The following is a 20,370-nucleotide window of genomic DNA, read 5'->3' on the forward strand; positions in this document are numbered from 1 at the left end:
ATTCGGATGATTTGCGCCCGCTTCGCATCTTTGGCGTCTACTCGACGGGTCGGGATCGCTGCGCTGATCGCAGGCGCGCCCCTCCTCCTCGCGGGCTGCAAGGAAGAGAACAAATACGCCGCGCCGCCACCCGCTAAGGTCACCGTCGCCAAGCCGACACAGGCGCCCGTGACGCTCTATGCGGAATTCACCGGCAACACCTCGCCGGTCGCCTCGGTCGATCTCGAAGCGCGGGTGCAGGGCTTTATCGAGAGCATCGATTATCTCGACGGTGAAGCGGTCAAGAAGGATCGCGAGCTGTTCAAGATCGAGAAGGCCCAATACCAGGCGCAGGTCGACCTGCAACAGGCCCAGCTCGACGGCGCCAAAGCCAAGCAGGCCAACGCCCAACGCGAAGCCGACCGGCAATCGATCCTCGGCCAGAAAGACGTCGCCTCGCAGCGCAACGTCGACGACGCCCAGACCAATCTGGCAGCGGCCAACGCCCAGGTCGCAGCCGCGCAGGCGTCGCTGGCACTGGCCAAAACCTCGCTCGGCTACACCACGGTGACGGCGCCGTTCGACGGTGTGGTGACCCGGCGCCTGGTCAACGTCGGCACCCTGGTCGGATCGGCAGGCCCGACCAAGCTCGCCACCATTCTCCAGGTCGATCCGCTGTACGTGTATTTCAACATCACCGAGCAGCAGCAGATCAATCTGCGCGACGCGCTCGCCAAACGCGGCAAGACGCTGAAGGACATGCGTGAAGAACGGCTGGAAATGCCGATCCAGGTCGCGCTGTCGTCGGACACCTCGTTCCAATATGCCGGCAAGGTCGACTACATCGCGCCGCAGGTCGATCCGTCGACCGGAACGCTGCAGCTCCGCGGTACGCTGCCGAACAAGGATGTGGCGCTGGTGCCCGGCCTGTTCGTGCGAGTTCGCGTCGCGGTCGGCAAGCTCGACGACGCGCTGTTGATCAACGACACCGCGGTGATGTCCAACCAGACCGGCAGCTACGTGATGGTGGTCGGGGCCGGCGACGTGGTCGAGCAGCGCCAAGTCACGCTCGGCCCGCAGGAAGGACAGCTTCGGGTCATCACCAAGGGCCTGAAGGCCGACGACCGGGTGGTGATCGGCGCGATCCAGCGCGCGATCGCCGGCAACACCGTCGCGCCGGTCGCCGGAGCGATGGCGGCCGCCCCGACGGCGCCAACACCGGCCCCCGCTGCTCTGAACCCTGGAGCCGAATCCGGCACCGCGAAACCCTGAGTCCACCGGCCCTCACGAGGCGTTGCCCATGTTCTCGCGCTTCTTCATCGAACGGCCGGTGTTGTCCAACACCCTCGCCTTCCTCATCGTCCTGCTCGGCGCCCTGGCGCTGATGCGACTGCCGGTGTCGCAGTATCCCGACGTGGTGCCGCCGACGGTGTCGGTCACCGCGACCTATCCGGGCGCCAGCGCGCGCACCGTGATGGATTCGGTGGCGCTGCCGATCGAGCAGCAAGTCAACGGCGTCGAGGGCATGATCTACATGCAGTCGACCAGCGCCAGCGACGGCAGCTACAGCCTGATCGTCACCTTCGACATCGGCACCGACCCGAACATGGCGCAGGTGCTGGTGCAGAACCGGGTGTCGCTCGCCAGCGCGCAATTGCCGACCTCGGTCTCGACCCAAGGCCTCAACATCAAGAAGAAGTCGACGGCGATTCTGCAGTTCGTCAGCCTGTATTCGTCGGACGGCCGCTACGACAATCTGTTTCTCGCCAACTACGCCAAGATCAATATCCAGAACGAACTGGCGCGGCTGCCCGGCGTCGGCGACGTCTCGGTGCTCGGCTCCGGATCCTACGCAATGCGGATCTGGCTCGATCCCGACAAGCTGCAAAGCTACGGCCTGACGCCGAGCGACGTGATCAGCGCCGTGAAGCAGCAGAGCAACCAGGTCACCGCCGGCCTGGTCGGCGGCCCGCCGGCCCCCTCGATCGTCAATTTCCAATATGCGCTCGATGTCGTCGGGCGCTTCAACGAAGCGACCGATTTCGAGAAGATCGTGGTCAAAGCGGTCGACCAGGGCGGCGGCCAGCTGGTGCGGATCGGCGACATCGGCCGCGTCGAACTCGGCGCCTCCTCTTACGGCCAAAACGCCACCCTCGACGGCAAGCCCTCGGCCGCAATCGCGATCTCGCTGCTCTCGGGCGCCAATGCGCTATCGGTGGCGCAGGCGGTCAACGCCAAGATGAAGGAAATGGCGGGCTCGTTCCCGGCCGGCCTCGACTACAAGGTGTCGTTCGACAGCACCAAGTTCATCACCGCTTCGGTCAACGAGGTCTACGAAACGCTCCTCATCGCCGCCGTGCTGGTGCTGGTGGTGATCCTGATGTTCCTGCAGGACTGGCGGGCGATGCTGGTCCCCGCCACCACCGTGCCAGTGACGATCATCGGCGCGTTCGCGGCAATGTCGGCGATGGGTTTTACCGTCAACACCACCAGCCTGTTCGCGCTGGTGCTGGCGATCGGCATCGTGGTCGACGACGCCATCGTCATCGTCGAAGGCGTGTCCCGGCACATCGCCGGCGGCATGTCGAGCCGCGAAGCCGCAGTGAAGGCGATGTCGGAGCTGTTCGGTCCGATCATCGGCATCACGCTGGTGCTGATGGCGGTGTTCCTGCCCGCCGCCGCCCTGCCCGGCCTCACCGGCAAGATGTATCAGCAATTCGCGCTGGTGATCGCCGCCACCGCGCTCATCTCGGCGGTGAATGCGGTGACGCTGAAGCCGACGCAATGCGCGCTATGGCTGCGCGCGCCGGTGCCGCCGGAACAGCGCGGCATCGTCTATCGCATCTTCAACGCGGTGTATGCGCGCTGCGAGGCGGTGTATGCGGCGCTGATCCGCCGCCTGGTGGCGTTCAGCATCCTGACCACGATCGTCGGCCTGGTGCTGGTCGGGGTCGCGTTCTATGGCGTGTCGCGGGTGCCGACAGCCTTCCTGCCCTCGGAAGATCAGGGCTATTTCATCATCAGCCTGAAGCTGCCGGATGCGGCCTCCGCCGGGCGCAGCGACGCCGCGGTCGCCAAGGCGGTCGAATTGGTGCGCAAGACTCCGGGCGTGGAAAGCGTGATCGGCGTCTCCGGCGTCTCGCCGCTCGACAATAACGCCACGATGTACAACGCCGGCATGCTGTACGTGGTGCTGCACGACTGGGATCAGCGCAAGACCAAGGATCTCAGCATCGATGCGATCGCCGCCAAGGTGCGCGCCGCGCTCGGCCAGCTCGACACCGCAACTGCGCTGGTGCTGTTGCCGCCGCCGATCCAGGGCATCGGCAACACCGGCGGCTTCACCATGATGGTGGAGATGAAGAACGGCAGTTCGGACTTCCTGGCGCTGCAGAACGCCACCGAACAGCTCGCCGCCAACGCCTCGACCCAGAGCGGCATCACCCACGCGGCCTCGACCTTCAAGGGCAACGTCAAGCAGCTCCGCCTGGTGGTGGACCGGATGAAGGCGGAGACGCTCGGCGTCACCGTCGGCCAAGTGTTCTCCGCCGTCGAAAGCTATCTCGGCTCGACCTACGTCAACCAGTTCACCAAGTTCAACAACGTGTTCCAGGTCTACGTCCAGGGCGACGCGCCGTTCCGGCTGCGGCCAGACGACGTGTTGAAACTGAAGGTCAAGGGCAGCAATGGCCAGATGGTGCCGGTCGGCGCGGTCGCGTACCTGACCGACGAAGTCGGCCCGCCGCTGATCACGCTGTACAACCTGTACCCCGCCGCGACGCTGGTCGGCAGCCCGGCGGCCGGCTTCAGCTCCGGCGAAGCGATGTCGCTGATGAGCGAAGTCGCCGCCAAGTCGCTGCCCTCGTCGATGGGCACGGCGTGGACCGGGATGTCGTATCAGGAGCAGGTGGTCGGCAATCAGATCTACTACGTGTTCGCGGTCGCGCTGCTGCTGGTGTATTTCGTGCTCGCCGGACAATACGAAAGCTGGCTACAGCCGCTGGCGGTGATCCTCGCCGTGCCGCTGACCCTGCTCGGCACCGTCGCGGCGCTGGAATGGTCGGGCCTGCCGAACGATCTCTACACCCAGATCGGCATCGTGCTGCTGATCGCGCTCGCGGCAAAGAACGCGATTCTGATCGTCGAATACGCGCGCGAGAAATGTATCGAGGGCATGCCGGTGGCCGAGGCTGCGGTGGAAGCAGCGCGGCTGCGGTTCCGCCCGATCCTGATGACCTCGTTCGCCTTCATCTTCGGCATGCTACCGCTGGCGCTCGCGACCGGCGCCGGTGCCGGCGCCCGCGTCTCGCTCGGCGTCGCAGTGGTGGCCGGCATGCTGGCCTCGACCGGCCTCGCCGTGCTGTTCGTCCCGGCGTTCTTCGCGGTGCTGCAGCGGATGGGGACACGGCGCGAGCCTGCGGCCTCGCGGGCCGAGAGCTAAGGGCCGCCGAGGCCACCGCAAAGCTGGATCGGCCCTGCGCCGGTCCAGCCTGCCTTGCACAGACCATGGCCCACGCGGTAGATAGGCGCGGCGGGCGGCTAGCTCAGCTGGTTAGAGCATCTCGTTTACACCGAGAGGGTCGGGAGTTCGAATCTCTCGCCGCCCACCATGGTTCTCGCGCCGCTGCCCGAGGCTCCCGGCGTCTGCCGCCCACCTCCAGCGCTCGACGCGGTGACGCCAGCAGACTTCTGCTCGCCGACCCAGAGAAAATTGTTCTCCACTGGTGAACGATCTCCGAACGTCCGGAGACGCCGTTAGGGATCGGCCAAGAGCCGACGCGGATTTAGGTACCGCACCGCACTATTTTCTACCCAACATAGTACCGATAGCGGTCTCACCGACTGCGCCGCGTGCTTTTGAGCGGAGAAAGTGCCGGTAAATGTACTAACGAGATTTCCATCTACCCCCGGTAGTGAGGAGGACATCAAGACGCCGGCTGGGGTGGTCAATGGCAAGGGTTGGGTGGAACGCACGGGCGCGCAGCCTGTTGCGAGGACCGGGAAACGTGTCCGTGCGATGGATCGTCGGGATCGGCGTGCTGCTGATCGCCGCGATCTCGATGGTCACCGCCTGGATGATCGCCGACGGCCGTGAACGCGTCCTGCGCAACGCCGAACGCGAGCTCGGCAACACCGCCCTGCTGCTCGCCCGTCAATTCGACCGCACCTTCGAGACCCTCAACGCCGATCAGAGCGACACCGCCTCCTCGCTCGAACAGGCCTTCCCGCTCGCCAAAGCGCTGTCGACCCACACGCTGCTGTCGCTGAAGGCCGGCGAGCTCGGTGACTTCGACCTGTTCGACGCCAGCGGCGTCCTGATCAACTCCTCGCGCGGCTGGCCGCTGCCGAACGTCGCGATCGGCCAGCATCCGAGCTTCAAGCGCTGGACCGCCGATTACGAACGCGACGAAGGCGAAGCCGAATTCATCCGCGATCCGGTGCGCGGCAGCCTGGCGCTGACCCTGGTCAAGCGACTGCGCGGCCCGACCCTCGCGACCACCGGCATTCTGACCCGGACGATTCCGAACACCTGGTACGAGAACCTCGCCTCCTCGATCGTGCTTGGCGAGGACGCTTCGATTGCGGTGTTCACCAGCGGCGGTACGCTGATCACGCGCTGGCCGCGCTTCACTCAGGCGAACGGCCAGAACTTCCTCGATTCCGATCTCAAACCGCTGTTCCTGCATCCGAGCGTCACCCAGCGGGTGAACAGCCCGTTCGACGGCGCTGAGCGGCTCGCCGCATCGCGGATGCTGACCAAGCAGCCGGTGTTCGTGGTGGTGTCGCGCTCGGTCACCGGCGTGCTGTCGAGCTGGTGGCATGAGCTGTGGGTGATGGTGGCGGTCGCATGCGCCTCTGCGCTCGCGGTTGCCGTGGTGTTGTTTCAGCTCGGTCGCCAGATCATCCGGCAGGAAACCGATTTGCGAAAGCGCTACAGCATCGCGGTCGACAACATGGCGCAAGGCCTGTCGCTGTTCGATTCCGCAGGACGGCTTCTGCTGTTCAACCAGCGCTACCTCGATCTTTATGGCCTGCCTGCCGACGCACTGAAGCTCGGCATGCGCACCTTCGAAATCGTGCGCCAGTTGCAGCAGGCCGGCCACGATCCGCATCTGCTCGAATCCTATCAGGCGTTCGCCCTCAAGAACGCAGGCACTCACAGTGCGTTCGAGGTCGAACTTCCCGACGGGCGAACCATCCTGATCACCCGCGAGCCGATCCAGGGCGGCGGCTGGGTCATGACCCACGAGGAGATCACCGAGCGCAAGCGCGCGGACTCCCGCATCCACCATCTCGCGCACTACGACGACCTCACCGGCCTGCCGAACCGCTCCTCGTTTCGCAAGCATCTCGGCGACGCGCTCGGCGCGATCGAGCCCGGCGATCAGCTAGCGCTGCTCTACATCGACATCGACGAGTTCAAGATCGTCAACGACACCCTCGGTCATCCGGTTGGCGATCAGCTGTTGCAGGTCATCGCCGAGCGACTGCAGCGCTGCCTGACGCCGGCCGACTACGTCGCGCGGCTCGGCGGTGACGAATTCGCCGTGGTGATGGCCGACGCCACCGACGTCCGGGAGCTGGTGGCGAAGCTGCAGTCCACGCTGCGCGATGGCATCGACTGCGCCGGCCAAGTGATCTCGCCGGACGCCAGCATCGGCATCGCGCTGGCACCGGAGCACGGCTGCGAGGTCGACGATCTGATCGCCAAGGCGGACCTCGCGCTGTACGCAGCAAAAGCCGAAGGCCGACGCACCTATCGGTTCTTCATGCCCGAGATGGATACCAAGGCCAAAGCCCGGCACGACCTCGCGACCGAGCTCAAGCGCGCGGTGGCCGAGCACGACTTCCAGCTCCACTTCCAGCCGCTGGTCGATCTGAATTCCGGCGCGATCGCCGGCTGCGAAGCGCTGCTGCGCTGGCAGCATCCGCTGCGCGGCTTCGTCTCGCCGGCCGAGTTCATTCCGCTGGCGGAAGACATCGGGCTGATCGAAGACCTCGGCGAATGGGTGCTGGATCAGGCCTGCCGTGTCGCGGTCGGCTGGCCGGCGTCGATGACGGTTGCGGTCAACGTGTCGCCGATCCAGTTCCGGCGCGCCACCTTCCCGCTCAAGGTCGCTGCGGCGCTCGCCCGCACCGGACTGGCCGCGCACCGGCTCGAGCTCGAGATCACCGAGGCGCTGCTGCTGCAGGACAACGAGTCGACGTTGGCGATCCTCAATCAGCTCCGCGATCTCGGCGTCAAAATCGCACTCGACGATTTCGGCACCGGCTATTCGTCGCTCAGCTATCTGCACCGCTTCCCGATCGACAAGATCAAGATCGACAAAAGCTTCGTCGACACCCTCACCGAGGAAGCCGGATCGGCCACCATCGTCCGGGCGATCGTGCAGATCGCCGCCGCCGGCAACAAGATCACGCTCGCCGAAGGCGTCGAGACCGCCGCCCAGCGCGACCTGCTGCGCCGCCTCGGCTGCCATCAGATGCAAGGCTACCTGTTCAGCCCCGCGCTGCCGGAAGACGCCCTAGCCCGCCTGATCGGCCTCCCCAGCGCCGAAACGCAAACGGCGCCCCGCAGGGCGCCGTTGATGTCGGTGTGAGGCTGTCGCCGCCTTAGTGGGCGGTCAGGCCGCCGCCGGCTTCGTCGGAGGCTTCCGCGCTGTCCGGAGTGCCGGGCAGCTTGGTTTCCTCTTCCCAGACGATCGGCACCGGCGCGCGGGTCAGCGCGTTGGCGATCACCTCGTCCATCCGCGCCACCGGGATGATGTTGAGACCACCCTTGATGGCGTCCGGAATCTCGGTGAGATCCTTGGCGTTGTCTTCGGGGATCAGCACCGTCTTGATGCCGCCGCGGGCCGCGGCGAGCAGCTTCTCCTTGAGGCCGCCGATCGGCAGCACCCGGCCACGCAGCGTGATCTCGCCGGTCATGGCGATATCGCGGCGGATCGGAATGCCGGTCAGCACCGACACGATGGTGGTCGCCATCGCCACGCCGGCCGACGGGCCGTCCTTCGGGGTCGCCCCCTCCGGCACGTGGACGTGGATGTCGCGCTTCTCGAAGAACGGCGGCTCGATCCCGAAGGTGATCGCGCGGCTGCGGACGTAGGACGCCGCCGCCTGGATCGATTCCTTCATGACGTCGCGCAGGTTGCCGGTGACAGTCATCCGGCCCTTGCCCGGCATCATCACGCTTTCGATCGTCAGCAGCTCGCCGCCGACATCCGTCCACGCCAGACCCGTCACCACGCCGACCTGATCGTCCTTCTCGATCTCGCCGAAGCGGAACTTCGGCACGCCGAGATATTCCTCGATCTGCTTCTCGTCGATGTGGACCGACTTCTTCTTCGACAGCATCAGGTCCTTCACCACCTTCCGCGCGAGCGTAGAGATCTCGCGCTCGAGGTTGCGGACGCCGGCCTCGCGGGTGTAGCGGCGGATGACGAGCAACAACGCGTCGTCGTCGATCGACCACTCCTTCGGCTCCAGGCCGTGCTTGGTCAGCGCCAGCGGGATCAGGTGCTTGCGTGCGATCTCGACCTTTTCGGTCTCGGTGTAGCCGGCGATCCGGATGATCTCCATACGATCCATCAGCGGCCCCGGAATGTTCAGGGTGTTCGCCGTGGTGATGAACATCACGTTGGACAGATCGTAGTCCACCTCGAGATAGTGGTCGTTGAAGGTGCCGTTCTGCTCGGGGTCGAGCACCTCGAGCAGAGCCGAGGACGGATCGCCGCGGAAATCGGCGCCCATCTTGTCGATCTCATCGAGCAGGAACAGCGGGTTCGACGTCTTCGCCTTCCGCATCGACTGGATGATCTTGCCGGGCATCGAGCCGATGTAGGTGCGGCGGTGACCGCGGATCTCGGCTTCGTCACGCACGCCGCCGAGCGACACGCGGACGAACTCGCGTCCGGTGGCCTTGGCGATCGACTTGCCGAGCGAGGTCTTGCCGACGCCGGGCGGGCCGACGAGGCACAGGATCGGGCCCGACAGCTTGTTGGCGCGCGACTGCACCGCGAGATACTCGACGATCCGCTCCTTGACCTTCTCGAGCCCGTAGTGATCGGAATCCAGCACGGCCTGCGCCGCTTCCAGATCCTTCTTCACCTTGGACTTCTTGTTCCACGGGATCGACAGCAGCCAGTCGAGATAGTTGCGCACGACGGTCGCTTCCGCGGACATCGGCGACATCTGGCGCAGCTTCTTCAGCTCGTGCTGCGCCTTCTCCCGCGCTTCCTTGGAGAGCTTGGTCTTGGCGATCTTCTCTTCGAGTTCGGCGAGTTCGTCCCGGCCGTCTTCGTCGCCGAGCTCCTTCTGGATCGCCTTCATCTGCTCGTTGAGATAGTACTCGCGCTGGGTCTTCTCCATCTGGCGCTTAACGCGCGAGCGGATGCGCTTCTCGACCTGCAAGACCGAGATTTCGCTCTCCATCAGGCCGAGCACCTTCTCAAGCCGCTGCGTCACCGACAGCGTCTCCAGGATGCCCTGGCGATCGGCGATCTTGACGGCGAGATGCGAGGCGACGGTGTCGGCGAGCTTGGCGAAGTCGGTGATCGACTGCACCACGCCGACCACTTCGGCCGAGATCTTCTTGTTGAGCTTCACGTAGCTCTCGAAGTCGGACACGACCGAGCGGCCCAGCGCTTCGGCTTCCACCGAGCTGGCATCGCTGTCTTCGAGCGCGACGGCGTCAGCCTCGTAGTAATCGGCGCGATCGGTGTACTTGTCGACCTTGGCGCGCGCGAGGCCTTCGACCAGCACCTTGACGGTGCCGTCGGGCAATTTCAGCAGCTGCAGAACGCTGGCCAGCGTGCCGATCTCGTAGATCGCATCGGGAGCCGGATCGTCATCGGACGCGTTCTTCTGCGTCGCCAGCATGATCAGCGCGTCGTTCTTCATCACCTCTTCGAGGGCGCGGATCGACTTCTCGCGGCCGACGAACAGCGGCACGATCATGTGCGGAAACACGACGATGTCGCGCAGCGGGAGAACCGGATAGGAGTGGCTTTCGCCGTAGGTGATCGATGGCCTGGGTTTGGTGGCGGTCATGGCCCCGTTCCTTTCGTTTTGCCCCCTCGCCCTCGGCCCGCCATCGGCGCTGCCGTCACGAGGTGCGGAGGTGTCCGGTCTTCTCCGGCCGGTCAGGGCCTCGGTCTCCGGAATGATTGAGACGAATCCTGAAAACGCTTGTCATCGCCGACCAATTAGGTGGCTATCCGGCGGTGGGGTGTCAAGTCGTGGAAAACGCAACGTTTTGTCCGGCTTTGGCGCGGAATGCTGATGCACAGAAACGAGCCGCCACACGCGGCGGCAGCCCGTTCTGATCGTTGCGGCAGCGGCCCGGAGGGCCGCCGCGTCGGCGCTGCGCGTCAGGCGCTGGCGCTGGTCTCGGCCGCACGGTCGGTGCGGTCGGCATAGATGTAAAGCGGCCGAGCGGTGCCATCGACCACTTCGCGCGAGATCACCACTTCCTCAACGCCTTCCAGGCCCGGGAGGTCGAACATGGTCTCGAGCAGGATGCTCTCCAGGATCGACCGCAGGCCGCGGGCGCCGGTCTTGCGCTCGATCGCCTTGCGGGCGACTGCACCGAGCGCTTCGTCGGCGAAGGTGAGCTCGACGTTCTCCATCTCGAACAGCCGCTGGTACTGCTTGACCAGCGCGTTCTTCGGATCGGTCAGGATCTTCTTCAGCGAGTTCTCGTCGAGGTCTTCCAGGGTGGCGACCACCGGCAGACGACCGACGAATTCCGGGATCAGGCCGTACTTGAGCAGATCCTCGGGCTCGACGTGGCGGAAGATCTCACCGGTGCGGCGATCTTCCGGCGCGAGCACTTGCGCGGCGAAGCCGATCGAGGTGGTCCGACCGCGCGACGAGATGATCTTCTCGAGGCCGGCGAACGCGCCGCCGCAGATGAACAGGATGTTGGTGGTGTCCACCTGCAGGAATTCCTGCTGCGGATGCTTGCGGCCGCCCTGCGGCGGGACCGAGGCCACCGTACCTTCCATGATCTTCAGCAGCGCCTGCTGGACGCCCTCGCCCGAAACATCGCGGGTGATCGAGGGATTGTCCGACTTGCGGCTGATCTTGTCGATTTCGTCGATGTACACGATGCCGCGCTGCGCCCGCTCGACATTGTAGTCGGCCGCCTGCAGCAGCTTCAGGATGATGTTCTCGACGTCCTCGCCGACGTAGCCGGCTTCGGTCAGCGTCGTCGCATCCGCCATCGTGAACGGCACGTCGAGGATCCGCGCCAGCGTCTGCGCCAGCAGCGTCTTGCCCGAGCCGGTCGGACCGATCAGCAGGATGTTCGACTTCGCCAGTTCGACGTCGTTGTGCTTGGTCTGGTGGTTCAGCCGCTTGTAGTGATTGTGGACCGCGACCGAGAGAACCTTCTTCGCATGGTTCTGGCCGATGACGTAGTCATCGAGAACCTTGCAGATCTCCTTCGGCGTCGGGATTCCGTCACGCGACTTCACCAGCGAGGATTTGTTCTCCTCGCGAATGATGTCCATGCACAGTTCCACACATTCATCGCAGATGAATACCGTGGGGCCGGCGATCAGCTTGCGGACCTCGTGCTGGCTCTTTCCGCAGAACGAGCAGTACAGGGTGTTCTTGGAGTCGCTCGTACCGACCTTACTCATTTCTATCTCCGTCCGCCGTTCGGTCTTTTTCCGGTCATCGCCTGATCCGAGCCGATGCCCGGCAGTCGAGTTAAAGTTAGCAATTTCCGTACCAGAAAAGACCCCCGCATCAGTCTGGCCGCGAACCGCGACCGAGTTCGAATCCCCCAAGCACTTTCGTCGATCAGGTTCAGCCAATCAGACTGTCACCCGTCTATCAAGAATTCGCTAATCGGCCGGACGCCGGCCGACGTGACAATAGCGTGATTTGTTGCATCTGCGCGACCCTTGGTCGCTGAAATCAACGCAGCGTTGCGCCATTGTCACGCGGGAGCTCGGCACGAAAGCGGAACATTGGGGCTTTCCTGTGAGAATCCCGAGGGCGAAATGCCCGACCTCGGGACGCTCGCGGCCTAGCCAGCCTTCGGGGCCGGCGCGGGATCTTCGGGGCGCTTGTCGATCACCTTGTCGACGATACCGAATTCCCGGGCCATTTCGGCGGTCAGGAACTTGTCGCGCTCCAGCGCATCCTCGATCGCCTTGTAGGTCTGACCGGTGTGATGCACGTAGATCTCGTTGAGCCGCTTCTTCAGGTTCAGAATCTCCTGGGCGTGCAGCATGATGTCGGTCGCCTGGCCCTGGAAGCCGCCGGACGGCTGATGCACCATGATGCGCGCGTTCGGCAGCGAGAACCGCATGTCCTTGTGGCCGGCGGCGAGCAGCAGCGAGCCCATCGACGCAGCCTGACCGGTGCACAGCGTCGAGACCGGCGGGCGGATGAACTGCATGGTGTCGTAGATCGCCAGACCCGATGTCACCACCCCGCCCGGCGAGTTGATGTACATCGAAATTTCCTTCTTCGGATTTTCCGCTTCGAGGAAAAGAAGCTGCGCGACGATCAGCGTCGACATGCCGTCTTCGACCGGGCCGGTCACGAAGATGATCCGCTCTTTCAGGAGGCGCGAGAAGATGTCGTAGGCTCGTTCGCCGCGGTTGGTCTGCTCGACCACCATCGGCACGAGGTTCATGTAGGTTTCCACCGGATCGCGCATAAATCACCTGAGGGTTGTCGTAGGCGACAGCTCGCGGGAGCGACAAAAACGGCTCCGCCGCAGGCGTTCGCCCCGTGATGCAGGACGTGAAGCGAGGTCACAGATATGAGCCGATTGCGCGGCGACAAGGGTGGGCCCCGTTTCCACCCGTGAGTTGATACCGATTCGGCCAATCCCGGCAAAACCGACGAACGGCTTTTCGCCGCCGGCGAGCCGGCTTTCACGCCGCATCGTTAACGGTGCCTGACGACGCAAAACGGCCGCCGTGACGGTGTCACGGCGGCCGCAGCGATGATTCTTGAGACGATGCGGATCAGGCCGCGGTCTTGTCGTCTTCGTCCTTGTAGAGCTCCTCGCGGGTAACCGGCTTCTCGGTCACGTTGGCGAGCTCCAGGATGAAGTCGACCACCTTGTCTTCGTAAATCGGGGCGCGGAGCTGGGCCAACGCTTCCGGATTGGAGCGATAGAAGTCCCAGACTTCCTTCTCGCGGCCCGGCATCTGACGGGCGCGCTCGATCACCGCGCGGCTGACTTCGTCGTCGGTGACCTGAATCTTGTTCTTCTCGCCGATCTCCGACAGCACCAGGCCGAGGCGGACGCGGCGGTCGGCGATCTTGCGATACTCTTCCTTCGCGGCGTCTTCAGTGGTGTTCTCGTCGGCGAAGGTCTTGCCGGTCGACTGCATCTCGGCGTTGATCGACCGCCACATCACCTCGAACTCCTGCTCGATCAGCGACGGCGGAGCATCGAACTTGTGGGCTTCGTCGAGGCGGTCGAGCAGCTGGCGCTTGACCTTGAGCCGCGAAGCGCCGGCGTATTCGGCGGCGAGACGGGCCTTGGCGGCTTCCTTCAGCTTGTCGAGCGACTCCAGGCCGAGGGTCTTGGCGAATTCGTCGTCGATCGTGGTCTCCTGCGGAGCCTCGAGCTTGGTCGCCGTGGTCTCGAACTCGGCCGGCTTACCGGCCAGCGTCTCGCTGGCGTAGTTGGTCGGGAACGTCACCTTGATGGTGCGGGTCTCGCCGACCGCGATGCCGACGAGCTGATCCTCGAAGCCCGGGATGAAGGACGCCGAGCCGATCACCACCGGGATGTCCTCGCCGGTGCCGCCATCGAACGCGACGCCGTCGATGGTGCCCTTGAACGACACGGTGACACGGTCGCCGGTCTCGGCCTTGGCGCCTTCCGCCTTGTCGGCATAGGCGCGGTTGGCGTCGGCGATGCGCTTGATCGCTTCATCGACGTCGGAATCGGCAACCTCGACCACCGGCTTCTCGACCGAGAAGCTCTTGAAGTCGGCCAGTTCGATCGCCGGAACGACTTCGATCGCCACGGTGTAGTTGAGATCGGACTTGCCCTCGAGGATGTCCTCGATCTCCTTCTGATCCTGCGGCATGGTGATCTTCGGCTCGGTGGCGAGCCGGAAGCCACGCTCGGAGAAGATGCCGTCATTGGTGTCGCGGACCAGCTTGTCGATGGTCTCGGCGGCGACCGAACGGCCGTAGACGCGCTTCAGGTGAGCGGTCGGCACCTTGCCCGGACGAAAGCCGTTGAGGCGCACCTTGTCCTTCAGATCGGCGAGCTTCTCGTCGATCTTGGCGTCGATGTCCGCAGCCGGGACATTGACCTGGAATTCGCGCTTCAATCCGTCGGCAACGGTTTCCTTGACCTGCATGGCGTCAATCTTCTTCTCTTGGCTCCGGCCGAAGGACCGGAAATGGTCGAACTGTACGATGCGGCCTCGCGGCCTGCACCATCGGGTTGGCGGACATCCGTCCTGGCGGACGGCCCTCCGAAAATCGTCATGAGCAAAAGCACTTGCGTGGTGCGGGCGGAGGGACTCGAACCCCCACAACTTTCGTCACTGGAACCTAAATCCAGCGCGTCTACCAATTCCGCCACGCCCGCGAAGAGCATCATGTCCGGCCGCGATGCCGCGGGCGGCGGCTTATAGCATGACATATAGGGCCCGCATCAAGAGAAACCCGCAGCTTTTACCAACCGCGGCGGGCCGTCGCAGATCGGCGACGCTTGCTGCGAGCCGACACGGGTTACCGCCCCAAACCGCCTCCTCGCTCAGCTGCCGGCGGTCATCAACGACTGTACGCGGGCATAGAGGTCGGTGCCGCGACCGACCAGATACTGACCTTTCAGGCGGTAATCGCCCGGTACGCCGCGGATATCGACGATCGACAGCCCAGCGCGATCCTGGTGGCCGCGTTCGGACATCAGCGCGCAGATTCGCGAAATCGTGCCGTCCTTGAGGCCCGTGCGATCGGAGAGCTCGCGCTGGGTGATGCCGGGTTTGCCGCCGATCTGCAGCAAGACGAGGATCTGGTTGGCGGTGATTTCGGGGTGAATCTCCCGAAACGCGTCGAGAATAAGAGAGAGTCGGTCGAGCCAACCGGCAGCTTCGATCGTCGTCATGATGGAGAAGGCAGCCTCGTCAAGCAGCAAATGGGAACTCAGTCTTAGGGGCCGAATCTCGGCCGCCTCAAGCCTCACGTTGTCGCAGACCGCTGGACAGCGCGCGGCGAACGTGGTCCGCATCACGCATGACCGATCAGCCGCCTGCCCTGTCCCGCCGCACCGTGCTCGCCGGCCTTGGCGCCGTAGCGGCCGCGCCAGCGCTGCCGATCCAGGCTGCGGCTGCGCCGGCACGCAAGACGCTGGTGCTCCGCGCCGCGATGGGCTCGGCCGTCCTGAAACCGGGCGCGGCTGCGGTGGCGCGGCCGGTCTTGAGCCTCGAAGGCCCGCCGCTGCTGCGCGGCGACGAGGTCGCGGTGCAATTCGACAACAAGCTCGCCGAGCCGGCGCTGCTGACCCTGCGCGGCCTCGGCGGCGCCGGTGCAGCCGAGCCACTGGTGAAGATGCAGCCGGTCCCGCCCGGCGGCAGCGACAGCTTCCTGCTCACCTTACGATCGGCCGGCACCCTGCTCGCCGATCTGCGACTTGCCGCCGACGCCGGACCGGCACCGATGCCGGCGCTGCCGCTGATCGTCACCGAGCCCGAGCCGCCGCAGGCCGACGGCGATCAGGTGGTGCTGATCGAGGACTATCGCCTCGGCGACGACGGCAAGCCCCGCCCCGCAGGCGTCGATGCCGGCGCGACGCCGTGGCTCTACACGGTCAACGGCAAGCCGTCGGCGGAGTTTGCCGTCCGGACCAACGGCCGATTTAGATTCCGCTTCATCAACGCCTGCCAACGCAATGTGATCGCGCTCAAAATCGAAGATCACAGCGTCTGGGTGATGGCCCTCGACAGCCAGCCGGCGGAGCCGTTCCTGGCGCGCGGCGGTGCGCTGGTGATCGCGCCGGGCGGCCGCGTCGATGCGCTGATCGACACCCCGAAGGCCGCCGGATCGCGGGCGGCGATCACCCTGCACGATGGCGGCAAGCCGACCGAGCTCGGCAAGCTGGTCTATACCGGCGATCCGCCGCTCCGCCCGGCGCCGCTGCCGCAGCCGGCGCCGCTGCCAGCCAACGGCCTGCCCAGCCAACTGCCGCTCGGCGGCGCGCTCCGCGCCGAGCTGCTGCTCGGCGCCCTGGTCAACGCGCAGCTCGATTGGTTCGCGCCGGACAAGTTTAACCCGGCGGCCGGCCCGGCGTTTCAGGTCAAGCGCGGCCGCACCGTGGTGCTGGCGCTGACCAACCACGCCACCATGCCGATGGTGTTTCACCTGCACGGCCACCACTTCCGGCTGCTCGACCGGCTCGATGACGGCTGGAAGCCGTTCTGGCTCGACACGCTGGCGATCGACGCCGGCCAGACCCAGCGCATCGCCTTCGCGGCCGAGTACCCCGGGCTGTGGCTGATCGAGTCCTACGCGGCGAAATGGTCGGAGCCGCGGCTAGTGCGCAGCTATCTCGTCACCTGAGAGTCCGGTTCCAAGCCCAGGAGGAATAGAGACTCTTTTCGGAACCGCTCAGTACTCGATGCCGAGCGCGTCATAGACCCGGCGGTGCACCGCCGGCAGGGTCTCGGTCAGATCCTCGGCGATCAGACCCGGACCGGCCTCGCACGCCGCCTCGCCGTGCATCCACACGCCGATACAGGCGGCTTCGAACGCCGGGACGCGCTGCGCCAGCAGGCCGGTGATGATCCCGGTCAGCACGTCGCCGGAGCCGGCGGTTGCCAGCCACGGCGGCGCATTGGCAGCGATCGCCGCCCGGCCGTCCGGCGACGCCACCACCGTATCGGCGCCCTTGAGCAGCACCACGGCACCGGAGCGCTGCGCCGCTACGCGGACTCGTTCAAGCTTCGAGCGAAGTGGATTTTTGTTGCTCATATCGCTGAATAAGCGCGGGAATTCGCCTTCATGCGGGGTCAGCACGACCTGGGGATTGCTGGCCGATTTGATCGCCTCGAACAGCTCGTCCGGATGCCCGGCGAAGCTGGTCAGCGCGTCGGCGTCGAGCACCACCGCGGCACCGGCAGCCAGCGCCGCCAGCACCTTGCCGCGGGTCTCGTCGCCAATCCCCGCGCCCGGCCCGATCCCGATGGCGTTGAAACGGCGGTCGGCCAGCATCGTGCCGAGCTCATCCGGCGTATCGACCGGCCGCACCATCACCGCAGTCAGCGCCGCCGCATTCACGGCCAGCGCATCGCGCGGCGATGCCACGGTCACCAGACCGGCCCCGGCACGGAGCGCGCCCCGCGCAGCAAGCCGCGCCGCCCCGGTCTGCGACAACTCGCCTGACACCACCACCGCATGGCCGCGACCGTATTTGTGGCCGTCGGCACGCGGCACCGGAAAGTCCGGCAGCCACAGATCGGGATCGTTTTCGAACGCCTGCGGCCGGATTTCGCCCAGCACTCCGGGCTCGATACCGATATCGACCAGCCGGACCTGACCGCAGTGCAGCCGGCCCGGCAGCAGCAGGTGGCCGATCTTGCGGCGGAAGAAGGTGACGGTCTCGCGCGCCCGGATCGCCGCGCCCATCACGGCGCCGGTGGCGCCGTTGATGCCGCTCGGCAGGTCGACCGCCAGCACCGGCACGCCGCTGTGGTTCACCGCCTCGATCACCTCGAGCGCCTGATCCTTCACCGGCCGGTTTAGGCCGGAGCCGAACAGCGCATCGATGATCAGCGCCGGCGAGCCGATCGACTGGGTGAGGAACGGCAACAGCGGCCCCTTCCACTCCCGCGCCGCCAGCGCCGCATCGCCCTTTAGCGCTTCGCGCTCGCCGAGCAGCATCACATGCACGGTGCGGCCGAGCGCAACTAATTCGGTCGCGGCAATCAGCCCATCGCCGCCGTTGTTGCCGGGACCGGCGATCACTAGGATCGGGCCCTCCTCGGCGAGATCGATCGCCGCCTGGGCGACGTGGCGGCCGGCATGCAACATCAGCGCGAAGCCTGACGATCCGCCTGCGATCGTCAACAGGTCGGCGCGGTCCATTTCAGCGGGCGTCAACAGTTCCATGCCCAATTCCCGGTACAGTCGCCTGCAGCGAAGGCAGCATCAACGGTGCGAGACCGGACAAAACCCTCAAATGCACAATCGGTAGGCTGATTGCTGAACAATTGATCAGGCAAAGCCCATTTTGCATCCGCTCAGTGAACGCTGCGGGCGATTAATATCCTGATAAAGCTTCATAATCGGCCGATGCGCAAATTGGCACGGACCCTGCTTTTACGGAAGCCAGTTTCGATCCCTCGCGCTCGCCTCTTTGAGGCGGGGTCTGCGCGACCGTTTTCCGAGTTCCGGCCTGGCGGGATTTGGGGATGGTGTTGCTCACCCAGTCGGCCGCGGTGTTATCGATCAACTGCGCAGCGTCGCGCAATCTGGCATACACATGCCGACTCACGACGTGGGAAGTCCGGGGAGAGTGTAAGTGAAGAAGATCGAAGCCATCATCAAGCCGTTCAAGCTCGACGAGGTCAAAGAAGCGCTGCAGGAAGTCGGATTGCAGGGGATCACGGTCACGGAAGCCAAGGGCTTCGGCCGGCAGAAGGGCCACGCCGAATTGTATCGCGGCGCGGAATACATCGTCGACTTCCTGCCCAAGGTGAAGATCGAGATCGTGATCGCCGACGACCTGGTCGAGAAAGCGATCGACGCCATCCGGCGCGCCGCCCAGACCGGCCGCATCGGCGACGGCAAGATTTTCGTTTCCAACATTGAAGAAGCCATCCGCATCAGGACGGGCGAATCCGGACTGGACGCCATCTAAGCACCCGGCCTATCAACCCTCGCCTGATCGCATCACCTGGCGGCCGATCCGGCCGCCATTTCACGACGACCCGTAGCAAAGGGGTACTCATGACGACCGCTAAAGAAGTCCTGAAATCCATCAAGGACAACGACGTGAAATACGTCGATCTGCGTTTCACCGATCCGCGCGGCAAGTGGCAGCATGTCACTTTCGACGTGTCGATGATCGACGAGGACATCTTCTCCGAAGGCACCATGTTTGACGGTTCTTCGATCGCAGGCTGGAAGGCGATCAATGAGTCCGACATGACCCTGATGCCGGATCCGTCGACCGCGACGATCGACCCGTTCTTCGCAGAGACCACCATGGTGATCACCTGCGACATTCTCGAGCCGTCGACCGGCGAGCCCTACAACCGCGATCCGCGCGGCATCGCCAAGAAGGCGGAAGCCCAGGTCAAGGCGCTCGGCATCGGCGACTCCGTGTTCGTCGGCCCCGAAGCCGAGTTCTTCGTGTTCGACGACGTGCGCTATTCGGCGACCCCGTACAACACCGGCTTCAAGCTGGACTCGTCGGAACTGCCGACCAACTCGGACACCGAGTACGAAGGCGGCAACCTCGGCCACCGCATCCGCACCAAGGCGGGTTACTTCCCGGTTCCGCCGCAGGATTCCGTGCAGGACATGCGCTCGGAAATGCTCGGCGCGATGGCCAAGATGGGCGTCAAGGTCGAGAAGCATCACCACGAAGTCGCTTCGGCCCAGCACGAGCTCGGCATGAAGTTCGACACCCTGACCCACATGGCCGACCAGATGCAGATCTACAAGTACTGCATCCATCAGGTCGCCCACATCTACGGCAAGACCGCGACCTTCATGCCGAAGCCGGTGTACGGCGACAACGGCTCGGGCATGCACGTGCACCAGTCGATCTGGAAGGACGGCAAGCCGACCTTCGCCGGCAACAAGTACGCCGACCTGTCGGAAACCTGCCTCCACTACATCGGCGGCATCATCAAGCACGCCAAGGCGATCAACGCCTTCACCAACCCGTCGACCAACTCCTACAAGCGTCTGGTCCCGGGCTATGAAGCGCCGGTGCTGCTGGCCTACTCGGCCCGCAACCGCTCGGCCTCGTGCCGCATCCCCTACACCACCTCGCCGAAGGCCAAGCGCGTCGAAGTCCGCTTCCCGGACCCGATGGCCAACCCGTATCTCGCCTTCGCGGCGATGCTGATGGCCGGCCTCGACGGCATCAAGAACAAGATCGATCCGGGTCCGGCGATGGACAAGGATCTGTACGACCTGCCGAAGGAAGAGCTGAAGCAGATCCCGACCGTTTGCGGCAGCCTGCGTGAAGCGCTCGAGAACCTCGACAAGGATCGCGCCTTCCTCAAGGCCGGCGGCGTGTTCGATGACGACTTCATCGACGCCTTCATCGAGCTGAAGATGACCGAAGTCGCGCGGTTCGAAATGACTCCGCACCCGGTCGAGTTCGAGATGTACTACTCGTACTAATCGCTTCCGCGATACCAGTCAGGGAAAAGGCGCTCCTCGCGG

At 64.9% G+C, this 20,370-nt stretch carries 12 protein-coding genes and 2 tRNA genes; 7 read left to right on the forward strand and 7 right to left on the reverse strand.

Annotated features, from left to right (window positions below; genetic code table 11):
* The first annotated feature begins 6 nt into the window (after window positions 1–6).
* From RPPS3_RS15220 to RPPS3_RS15235, 4 genes are all read left to right on the forward strand, one after another.
* On the forward strand, window positions 7–1,251 hold the full coding sequence (locus RPPS3_RS15220) for an efflux RND transporter periplasmic adaptor subunit (protein ID WP_107344850.1): 1,245 nt from the start codon (window positions 7–9) through the stop codon (window positions 1,249–1,251).
* Between the two features lie 28 nt (window positions 1,252–1,279).
* On the forward strand, window positions 1,280–4,420 hold the full coding sequence (locus RPPS3_RS15225) for an efflux RND transporter permease subunit (RefSeq protein ID WP_107344851.1): 3,141 nt from the start codon (window positions 1,280–1,282) through the stop codon (window positions 4,418–4,420).
* Window positions 4,421–4,512: 92 nt separating this feature from the next.
* Window positions 4,513–4,589 (forward strand) — tRNA-Val (locus RPPS3_RS15230).
* Window positions 4,590–4,985: 396 nt separating this feature from the next.
* Complete coding sequence (locus RPPS3_RS15235; RefSeq protein WP_234819962.1) at window positions 4,986–7,580, forward strand: bifunctional diguanylate cyclase/phosphodiesterase; 2,595 nt, start codon at window positions 4,986–4,988, stop codon at window positions 7,578–7,580.
* Window positions 7,581–7,593: 13 nt separating this feature from the next.
* Here the strand turns inward: RPPS3_RS15235 and lon are convergent, their stop codons facing one another.
* From lon to RPPS3_RS15265, 6 genes are all read right to left on the reverse strand, one after another.
* The gene (gene lon / locus RPPS3_RS15240; protein WP_107344853.1) at window positions 7,594–10,029 is read right to left on the reverse strand and encodes an endopeptidase La; all 2,436 of its coding nucleotides are present in this window, start codon (window positions 10,027–10,029) and stop codon (window positions 7,594–7,596) included.
* 320 nt (window positions 10,030–10,349) lie between these two features.
* Complete coding sequence (gene clpX, locus RPPS3_RS15245) at window positions 10,350–11,624, reverse strand: ATP-dependent Clp protease ATP-binding subunit ClpX (protein ID WP_011158509.1); 1,275 nt, start codon at window positions 11,622–11,624, stop codon at window positions 10,350–10,352.
* A gap of 392 nt (window positions 11,625–12,016) precedes the next feature.
* Window positions 12,017–12,655, reverse strand: coding sequence for an ATP-dependent Clp protease proteolytic subunit (locus tag RPPS3_RS15250; RefSeq protein ID WP_107344854.1), 639 nt, complete (start codon window positions 12,653–12,655; stop codon window positions 12,017–12,019).
* A 313-nt stretch (window positions 12,656–12,968) separates the two neighbouring features.
* Window positions 12,969–14,327, reverse strand: a complete 1,359-nt coding sequence (gene tig, locus RPPS3_RS15255; RefSeq protein WP_107344855.1) for a trigger factor — start codon at window positions 14,325–14,327, stop codon at window positions 12,969–12,971.
* A 148-nt stretch (window positions 14,328–14,475) separates the two neighbouring features.
* Window positions 14,476–14,560, reverse strand: a tRNA-Leu gene (locus RPPS3_RS15260).
* A 168-nt stretch (window positions 14,561–14,728) separates the two neighbouring features.
* The gene (locus RPPS3_RS15265; RefSeq protein WP_234819963.1) at window positions 14,729–15,109 is read right to left on the reverse strand and encodes a MarR family transcriptional regulator; all 381 of its coding nucleotides are present in this window, start codon (window positions 15,107–15,109) and stop codon (window positions 14,729–14,731) included.
* Window positions 15,110–15,207: 98 nt separating this feature from the next.
* On the opposite strand from RPPS3_RS15265, the gene RPPS3_RS15270 reads away from it, so the two are divergent.
* Window positions 15,208–16,530: a multicopper oxidase family protein gene (locus tag RPPS3_RS15270; RefSeq protein WP_107344857.1), complete on the forward strand. Its 1,323-nt coding sequence runs from the start codon at window positions 15,208–15,210 to the stop codon at window positions 16,528–16,530.
* A gap of 48 nt (window positions 16,531–16,578) precedes the next feature.
* On the opposite strand, the gene RPPS3_RS15275 is transcribed toward RPPS3_RS15270, so the two are convergent.
* Window positions 16,579–18,078, reverse strand: a complete 1,500-nt coding sequence (locus RPPS3_RS15275; protein ID WP_107344858.1) for an NAD(P)H-hydrate dehydratase — start codon at window positions 18,076–18,078, stop codon at window positions 16,579–16,581.
* A gap of 412 nt (window positions 18,079–18,490) precedes the next feature.
* On the opposite strand from RPPS3_RS15275, the gene RPPS3_RS15280 reads away from it, so the two are divergent.
* Window positions 18,491–18,829, forward strand: coding sequence for a P-II family nitrogen regulator (locus RPPS3_RS15280; RefSeq protein ID WP_011158515.1), 339 nt, complete (start codon window positions 18,491–18,493; stop codon window positions 18,827–18,829).
* A gap of 89 nt (window positions 18,830–18,918) precedes the next feature.
* Window positions 18,919–20,328, forward strand: a complete 1,410-nt coding sequence (glnA, locus tag RPPS3_RS15285; RefSeq protein WP_107344859.1) for a type I glutamate--ammonia ligase — start codon at window positions 18,919–18,921, stop codon at window positions 20,326–20,328.
* Window positions 20,329–20,370: the final 42 nt, after the last annotated feature.

It is taken from the genome of Rhodopseudomonas palustris (genome assembly GCF_003031265.1).
Classification (GTDB): Bacteria; Pseudomonadota; Alphaproteobacteria; order Rhizobiales; family Xanthobacteraceae; genus Rhodopseudomonas; species Rhodopseudomonas palustris_H.

What these genes read in the sequence shown, in the direction of transcription:
- RPPS3_RS15220 (WP_107344850.1), top strand. Translation starts at nt 7, where the DNA reads ATGATTTGCGCCCGCTTCGCATCTTTGGCGTCTACTCGACGGGTCGGG.
- RPPS3_RS15225 (WP_107344851.1), top strand. Translation starts at nt 1,280, where the DNA reads ATGTTCTCGCGCTTCTTCATCGAACGGCCGGTGTTGTCCAACACCCTC.
- lon (WP_107344853.1), bottom strand. Translation starts at nt 10,029, where the DNA reads ATGACCGCCACCAAACCCAGGCCATCGATCACCTACGGCGAAAGCCAC.
- clpX (WP_011158509.1), bottom strand. Translation starts at nt 11,624, where the DNA reads ATGAGTAAGGTCGGTACGAGCGACTCCAAGAACACCCTGTACTGCTCG.
- RPPS3_RS15250 (WP_107344854.1), bottom strand. Translation starts at nt 12,655, where the DNA reads ATGCGCGATCCGGTGGAAACCTACATGAACCTCGTGCCGATGGTGGTC.
- tig (WP_107344855.1), bottom strand. Translation starts at nt 14,327, where the DNA reads ATGCAGGTCAAGGAAACCGTTGCCGACGGATTGAAGCGCGAATTCCAG.
- RPPS3_RS15270 (WP_107344857.1), top strand. Translation starts at nt 15,208, where the DNA reads ATGACCGATCAGCCGCCTGCCCTGTCCCGCCGCACCGTGCTCGCCGGC.
- RPPS3_RS15275 (WP_107344858.1), bottom strand. Translation starts at nt 18,078, where the DNA reads ATGGAACTGTTGACGCCCGCTGAAATGGACCGCGCCGACCTGTTGACG.
- glnA (WP_107344859.1), top strand. Translation starts at nt 18,919, where the DNA reads ATGACGACCGCTAAAGAAGTCCTGAAATCCATCAAGGACAACGACGTG.